Annotated in this window: 10 protein-coding genes and 1 tRNA gene; 2 read left to right on the top strand and 9 right to left on the bottom strand. The window is 39.3% G+C overall.

Annotated features, from left to right (window positions below; translation table 11 throughout):
- Positions 1 to 289: 289 nt before the first annotated feature.
- From IM477_RS04810 to IM477_RS04780, 7 genes are all read right to left on the bottom strand, one after another.
- Positions 290 to 1,291: an adenine-specific methyltransferase EcoRI family protein gene (locus tag IM477_RS04810; protein ID WP_287730751.1), complete on the bottom strand. Its 1,002-nt coding sequence runs from the start codon at positions 1,289 to 1,291 to the stop codon at positions 290 to 292.
- A 35-nt stretch (positions 1,292 to 1,326) separates the two neighbouring features.
- Positions 1,327 to 1,557, bottom strand: a complete 231-nt coding sequence (locus IM477_RS04805; protein ID WP_287727777.1) for a type II toxin-antitoxin system PemK/MazF family toxin — start codon at positions 1,555 to 1,557, stop codon at positions 1,327 to 1,329.
- A complete protein-coding gene (locus tag IM477_RS04800; protein WP_287730749.1) occupies positions 1,554 to 1,787 on the bottom strand; it encodes a hypothetical protein in 234 nt (77 codons plus the stop codon). The genes IM477_RS04805 and IM477_RS04800 overlap by 4 nt, the downstream gene beginning before the upstream one ends.
- A gap of 186 nt (positions 1,788 to 1,973) precedes the next feature.
- Positions 1,974 to 2,195: a hypothetical protein gene (locus IM477_RS04795; protein WP_002757426.1), complete on the bottom strand. Its 222-nt coding sequence runs from the start codon at positions 2,193 to 2,195 to the stop codon at positions 1,974 to 1,976.
- The gene (locus tag IM477_RS04790; protein ID WP_287730747.1) at positions 2,161 to 2,433 is read right to left on the bottom strand and encodes a BrnT family toxin; all 273 of its coding nucleotides are present in this window, start codon (positions 2,431 to 2,433) and stop codon (positions 2,161 to 2,163) included. The genes IM477_RS04795 and IM477_RS04790 overlap by 35 nt, the downstream gene beginning before the upstream one ends.
- A 117-nt stretch (positions 2,434 to 2,550) precedes the next feature.
- Positions 2,551 to 2,835 (bottom strand): type II toxin-antitoxin system RelE/ParE family toxin, encoded by a 285-nt coding sequence (locus tag IM477_RS04785; protein ID WP_043998863.1) that lies wholly within the window; start codon positions 2,833 to 2,835, stop codon positions 2,551 to 2,553.
- Positions 2,828 to 3,046 (bottom strand): hypothetical protein, encoded by a 219-nt coding sequence (locus IM477_RS04780; protein WP_002757428.1) that lies wholly within the window; start codon positions 3,044 to 3,046, stop codon positions 2,828 to 2,830. The genes IM477_RS04785 and IM477_RS04780 overlap by 8 nt, the downstream gene beginning before the upstream one ends.
- Before the next feature lie 139 nt (positions 3,047 to 3,185).
- Here IM477_RS04780 and IM477_RS04775 point away from each other — a divergent pair, with 139 nt between their 5' ends.
- A complete protein-coding gene (locus IM477_RS04775; RefSeq protein ID WP_287730746.1) occupies positions 3,186 to 3,326 on the top strand; it encodes a hypothetical protein in 141 nt (46 codons plus the stop codon).
- Between the two features lie 142 nt (positions 3,327 to 3,468).
- Here IM477_RS04775 and IM477_RS04770 read toward each other — a convergent pair whose 3' ends face one another.
- Together IM477_RS04770 and IM477_RS04765 are read right to left on the bottom strand one after the other, a co-directional pair.
- Positions 3,469 to 3,801, bottom strand: a complete 333-nt coding sequence (locus tag IM477_RS04770) for an antibiotic biosynthesis monooxygenase family protein (protein WP_002798459.1) — start codon at positions 3,799 to 3,801, stop codon at positions 3,469 to 3,471.
- Between the two features lie 373 nt (positions 3,802 to 4,174).
- Positions 4,175 to 4,648 carry a hypothetical protein gene (locus IM477_RS04765; protein WP_287730745.1) on the bottom strand — a complete coding sequence of 158 codons (474 nt, stop codon included), beginning with the start codon at positions 4,646 to 4,648 and terminating at the stop codon, positions 4,175 to 4,177.
- 147 nt (positions 4,649 to 4,795) lie between these two features.
- On the opposite strand from IM477_RS04765, the gene IM477_RS04760 reads away from it, so the two are divergent.
- Positions 4,796 to 4,867 (top strand) — tRNA-Asn (locus IM477_RS04760).
- Positions 4,868 to 5,224 lie beyond the last annotated feature (357 nt).

The following is a 5,224-nucleotide window of genomic DNA, read 5'->3' as shown; positions in this document are numbered from 1 at the left end:
TAATTAAAAGTTATTTTAGCCGTCAATGTCATTCTCAATATCAGGGTAAAATTTCAACATCTCGACAACATAAAAGAGCAGGGTGAGAGCATCTCAACCGCTATTGACAATTGGCCAATTTTGTGATAGGCGTGGGCATTTCAAGTGATACCAGTCAATCGGAATAGTATCGACCCATTCAGTCGATTTTTGCTTAACAATTGAGATGGCAAATTCTCCTCAAATATGCCTGAATCGTGGGTAGGCAACTCACATAAAGTTCATTTTGTCAAGGATTGTTAAGATGCGCTTACCCTGTTAAATCAATATATTCAGTTTGGATTCGTTTATTCTTGATTAGTATTCTAAAATAAGGACATTTCCCATTTACTGATAAATCTTTATCATCATTCCCCTTCCTGAATTTAATTATTTCAAATTGGTCGGGATTGAATTTATGTAAAAATGTTATTGGTACACCCATAAACCCCTTGAAGTCTAAGGGAATGTCTTGGGTTTTATTGACATTAATTCCATCATAATTGTCATATTTTGGATATTCAGCTTCATTGCCAAAATATCTTTTTGTGAGAGCCATATCTTCCTGTCGTTTTGATGTGTCTAAGTTGGTTAACCATAAACAATTATTTGGAGAAACTATTCTATTTCCAGAATTGTCAATACGAGCCTCTGTTCCATAAAGTTGATAGTGTTCGGGAACAATGAAACCAGAAATACCTCTACCAAGATTTATTCCTAACCAGGCTTTGTTTTCTTTAATTAGTTTGAAAATTTCTTTATAGGTTATTGCATTAATATTGCCAATTATCAAAAACTTTTTATCGTATTTAACTAATTGAGCTACATATTCTCTGAATAATGAAAATGGGGGATTAGTCACAACAATATCGGACTTTTTTAATAGTTCAATACTTTCAAAACTACGAAAATCCCCATCCCCATTAAAGTAAACAATGTCAGTTGAACTAGGTTTATTTTTTTCTCTCTCTGTACCTGTATATTCAAAGAAAAAACCCTTTTCATCTTCTTCTGTATTAAATAAATCTCTCACTTGTTCTCGATAACAAGATGTTATGATTTTTTTTAGACCTAATTTTTTAAAGTTTGCGGCAAAATACTTAAAAAAGTTACTAATTCGGGGGTCATCGCAATTGCAATAAACTACTTTATTTTCAAAATGACTTTTATAATGTTGCAACTCACTTTCTATATCTGAAAGTTGTGTATAAAACTCGTCACTTTTTAGTTTTTTAGCATTTTGCAATAATTTATTTGTCGCATTTCTTGCCATTTTAAATCTTTTTTGATTTAATAAATATTTTGTTTTTATTTACTTTTGGTTATCTGATTAAATATTTCACTGCCTAATACTTGAAGAGAGGTATTAATAATTTCGTCAAATCCTAGAGTAGCTTGATGGAGACGAGAAGAAATTAAAGCAAGTAATAAATCACGATGGCGACTTGGTGAAATAGCAATAATTAAAGCTGGACGCAGTTTTCCTGATTTCAAGTCTGCTTGAGGAAAACGAATTAGAACAATATCACCTGGTTTCATGGTTGATAAATTTCTTGAGCATCTGCTAGGGAATATTCAATTTCATCTCCTTCTTTGAAAAATTGCTCTAATGAAAATTTTTGCCAGTCTTCATCTTGCCAATTAGTATATTCTGAAATGTTGTTTGGCTCAGGGGAAATTAATCGGGTAAAGTTGGCAATTTTTTCAACAATGTCATCAGGTAATCGGTCAATCTGTTGGTGAAGTTCTTGACGAATTGTAGCAGACATAAGTTAAATTATTTGATTAAGGTGTAGAATGGATATTATTGATTATAACTCAGATATTGGGTGGTAATTTGGGAAATACAAGAGCAGCGATCTGCTACGCAGTGCCTTCGGCATCGCACTCCTCATCCCCAAAAAGCGATCGCACTTGGCGTTCCTATCCCAAGCAATGACAATTTTAAAGTTTAATCAACAAGATGACAGCGATCGCACTACAAGATCGGCATCTGTGATTGATGTACGGCGAAACTCATTTAATTCTTGTTGAGATAGGGGGAGACAGTCCGAATCTGCTTCGGCTGCTTTGTCAATTTCTTCCTCAGTCATTGCTTCAACTTTTTCCCAATCTGTCTTACCATGACTAACATTTTCGGGATCAAGTCTGACTCTGGTAATATTGTCGTCGTTCATTTTTATTGGCTCTCCTTGCTGAAATAATGCGGTATCTGCCGTTTCTTTTGGTATAGACGACCAATAAAACTACTTGATTAACTATACCGATTACTTGAATTCTAGTTTCATTATAATCACGTTTATCTTCTTTTTCCAGACAGTTTGGATCTAGAAAAATGTTTTTTGCATCTTCAAAATCAATTTTATGCTTGATCAAGTTGGCAGCAGCTTTATTATTGTCCCATTCTATCTCCATTTTATCGAGATTTTGTATCTAGTTCATAATATTTTGGATTATACATGATCGCCCTTTCCCATCATCAAAAAGCGATCACCAACTCCGAAACCTTGCTAACATAATAAAAAATCATATTCAATAAACCTCATCGTGAGTTCCAATATCAATTAGGTTGATCTCTTCTTCTTGGGTTTCAGGGTTTGATTCAAAATTGAAAATAATTCGACAATCATATTCAACAGAAAAAGCCCAAGCACCTGACAATTTCCCCTTTAGTTTATGGCTGCGTAATATTGGATTATAGAGATCGTCAGCGAGTAGTCTCAATTTGGCTTCTATTTTTGATTTTAAGTCGGGTTGTCGTTTAATCCTTGTTTTGAAAGCGCGTTTAAATGATTGGCTAAAAACCAAGTTAATCATTGTTTAGTTCGGCAATAATGGAATCAACATCTCCTCGAAAAACATTACCATTTTGATAGTCTTGTCGAGCTTGAGAAATATTTTGAGCAATTTGTTCTCGTCTTTTTTCGATTTGCCGATGTTTAACAATATTGATCAAGTCATCTTGTTCATCAAAAGAGAGATAGTCAATCATTTCTAAGATTTGACTAAATTGCATTGTTGGCGGCATTGTTACTTTCCCCTTTTTCAATACAGACTTTTATTTTACTCTGCTTGGGCAATAATGACATCCGCGATCGCGGATCGATGACAACTTTCCAACTCACAAAGAGAGATCGCCTCTCCTTATCCCCAAAAAGCGATCGCCCTTGGCGATCCTATCCCAAGCAATGGCAGTTTTAAAGTTTAATCAAGAAGATAACGGCGATCGCACTACGTTCTTCGGCATCGCACTTCACAGTTTCAATCAATGTGCATGGTGCGTTCCCCAAAAGCGATCGCTGGAGTAGCAGGACTTGCATTAGGGAACGCACCCTACGGCGATAGCTGCTGCTTTCTGCGGCGATAGCTGCTGCTTTCTGCTACGGGTAATGTATGTATAACGTTGGCAATCAGCGGCTCGCGACCTTGGACGATCCACACCGCCCGATTTTATCGCGAGTCCGCTGCATTGCGTTGTTCGCCGATGGGAGAATCGTCAATCCGGTAGTGCTCTACGGACAGCTTTCTTCCGAAAGCCTCCATACCGGCGGGAATCACTGGTGTGTTCCATTCCGGCCCTGCGAAGGCGACCAAAGCATCTTCGTCGCGCCATCGGGTGATCATGGAATACGTGTTGGGCGCCCATCGAGTAGGCATCCCAATCTCGCACGAAAGATTGCCGGGGGCTCGCGTGACTGCATCGACGGACAGGGAGCGAAACCCGGCCTCAAAAGCGGAACGGGTTGATGGATCAATCTCGACACGAAAGATGCGAAGAATCATGGCTGGTTGGCGAACTACATATTATACAGAAACTTTCTGTCTAACACTCTCCAGAGTAACGATAGGTGGAAACTTGCGGCATATTCCCCATTTTAGCGCAATTGCCGGAACTTTTCCCCATATCATACCCAAGAGCTTATTAGCCAGATTAAACAACCTCTTTTAAGTGGATTCCTAACAACAAGCTCAAATAAAATCGACGTTTCGGGAAGTGTAGCACTAAGTCTTCAATCCACCCCACAATTACCTAATTTTCGGGGAAAAAGTGCCTAAATTTTGCCACCGATCGCTCCTGTGTCCGACACTTTTTGATTGCCAAAAAGTCTAAAAGTCTTATCCCACAAGGTTTTTAGCTCTATTCAGCCGACCCTATTTATTGGTGTACTTGCAAATGAAGGACATAATGACCTAAAATCAGGTTATCTGACCATAATTCGTACTCTAGACGCAAATATTCGGGGAGATTATTCCCCTCTAATTTGAGACTACGGGTATAGTTGCGGAGGCGAAAAGCGTAACCCGGTTGAGAACTTTCGGCATTTAACCAGAAGCGACTGACACCAAAAACCCCTTGCTCCCAAAAATGACGATAGGCGAATCTTCCCTGGCCCTGCATGGTCATAATTACCCGATTAGCTGAAATTTCTAGCCAAATTAATTTATTTTGCTTATTTTCGGGTTTAAGAGTCTCTATTTCTGCGAGAGCCACCGGGGGTTGATTGAGGAGAAGATGAAACCGGTGGCGATCCTTTTGGTAGAGGGTAGCGGCAGTGTCTAAAGTGGAGAGGATGGGTAGATCTGTCGAGAGCAGACAGAAGGAAACGGGACGGCGGTGATGGGCAAGCATAGACTAGACTTAATGGTGTCCTTATCTCCACAATAGTGGATTCTCCGCCCACCGCTACCGGCACCGGAAATTTTTTTGAGAAAAAATCCAGAAAGCACTTGCATTATTGAGGGACTTATGATTATAATTATTAATTGTGAGTAGCCTTCCTCGGTAGCTCAGTGGTAGAGCGGTCGGCTGTTAACCGATTGGTCGTAGGTTCGAATCCCACCCGGGGAGTTGATCAAAAATAGCAGCAGCAATAGTTTTTTGTTGCCGCTTTTTGATGTTTTTAAGTAAGCTGTTGACTATCTAAATTACTCGTTGAGACTGTCTATGAGATGGGAGCGGGGTTGGGGAAATGGGGAATTTCAACTAAAACCCCAAAACCCTAAAACCCCAACACCTAACCCCACCAACAAACTTTTTGCCGCAAACCCTATCTAAATTACTCGTTGAGACTGTCTATGAGATGGGAGCGGGGTTGGGGAAATGGGGAAATGGGGAATTTCAACTAAAACCCCAAAACCCTAAAACCCCAACACCTAAAACCTATCTCCTATCTCCTGACTCCTATCTCCTGACTCCTATCTCCTG

The sequence above is a fragment of the Microcystis sp. M090S1 genome (assembly GCF_020246295.1).
GTDB classification, from domain to species: domain Bacteria; phylum Cyanobacteriota; class Cyanobacteriia; order Cyanobacteriales; family Microcystaceae; genus Microcystis; species Microcystis aeruginosa.
The sequence above is the reverse complement of the archived record's forward strand: the minus strand, read 5'-3'. Positions and strand labels throughout refer to the sequence as shown.

What these genes read in the sequence shown, in the direction of transcription:
- IM477_RS04810 (WP_287730751.1), bottom strand. Translation starts at nt 1,291, where the DNA reads ATGGCAAGAAATGCGACAAATAAATTATTGCAAAATGCTAAAAAACTA.
- IM477_RS04805 (WP_287727777.1), bottom strand. Translation starts at nt 1,557, where the DNA reads ATGAAACCAGGTGATATTGTTCTAATTCGTTTTCCTCAAGCAGACTTG.
- IM477_RS04800 (WP_287730749.1), bottom strand. Translation starts at nt 1,787, where the DNA reads ATGTCTGCTACAATTCGTCAAGAACTTCACCAACAGATTGACCGATTA.
- IM477_RS04795 (WP_002757426.1), bottom strand. Translation starts at nt 2,195, where the DNA reads ATGAACGACGACAATATTACCAGAGTCAGACTTGATCCCGAAAATGTT.
- IM477_RS04790 (WP_287730747.1), bottom strand. Translation starts at nt 2,433, where the DNA reads ATGGAGATAGAATGGGACAATAATAAAGCTGCTGCCAACTTGATCAAG.
- IM477_RS04785 (WP_043998863.1), bottom strand. Translation starts at nt 2,835, where the DNA reads ATGATTAACTTGGTTTTTAGCCAATCATTTAAACGCGCTTTCAAAACA.
- IM477_RS04780 (WP_002757428.1), bottom strand. Translation starts at nt 3,046, where the DNA reads ATGCCGCCAACAATGCAATTTAGTCAAATCTTAGAAATGATTGACTAT.
- IM477_RS04770 (WP_002798459.1), bottom strand. Translation starts at nt 3,801, where the DNA reads ATGATTCTTCGCATCTTTCGTGTCGAGATTGATCCATCAACCCGTTCC.
- IM477_RS04765 (WP_287730745.1), bottom strand. Translation starts at nt 4,648, where the DNA reads ATGCTTGCCCATCACCGCCGTCCCGTTTCCTTCTGTCTGCTCTCGACA.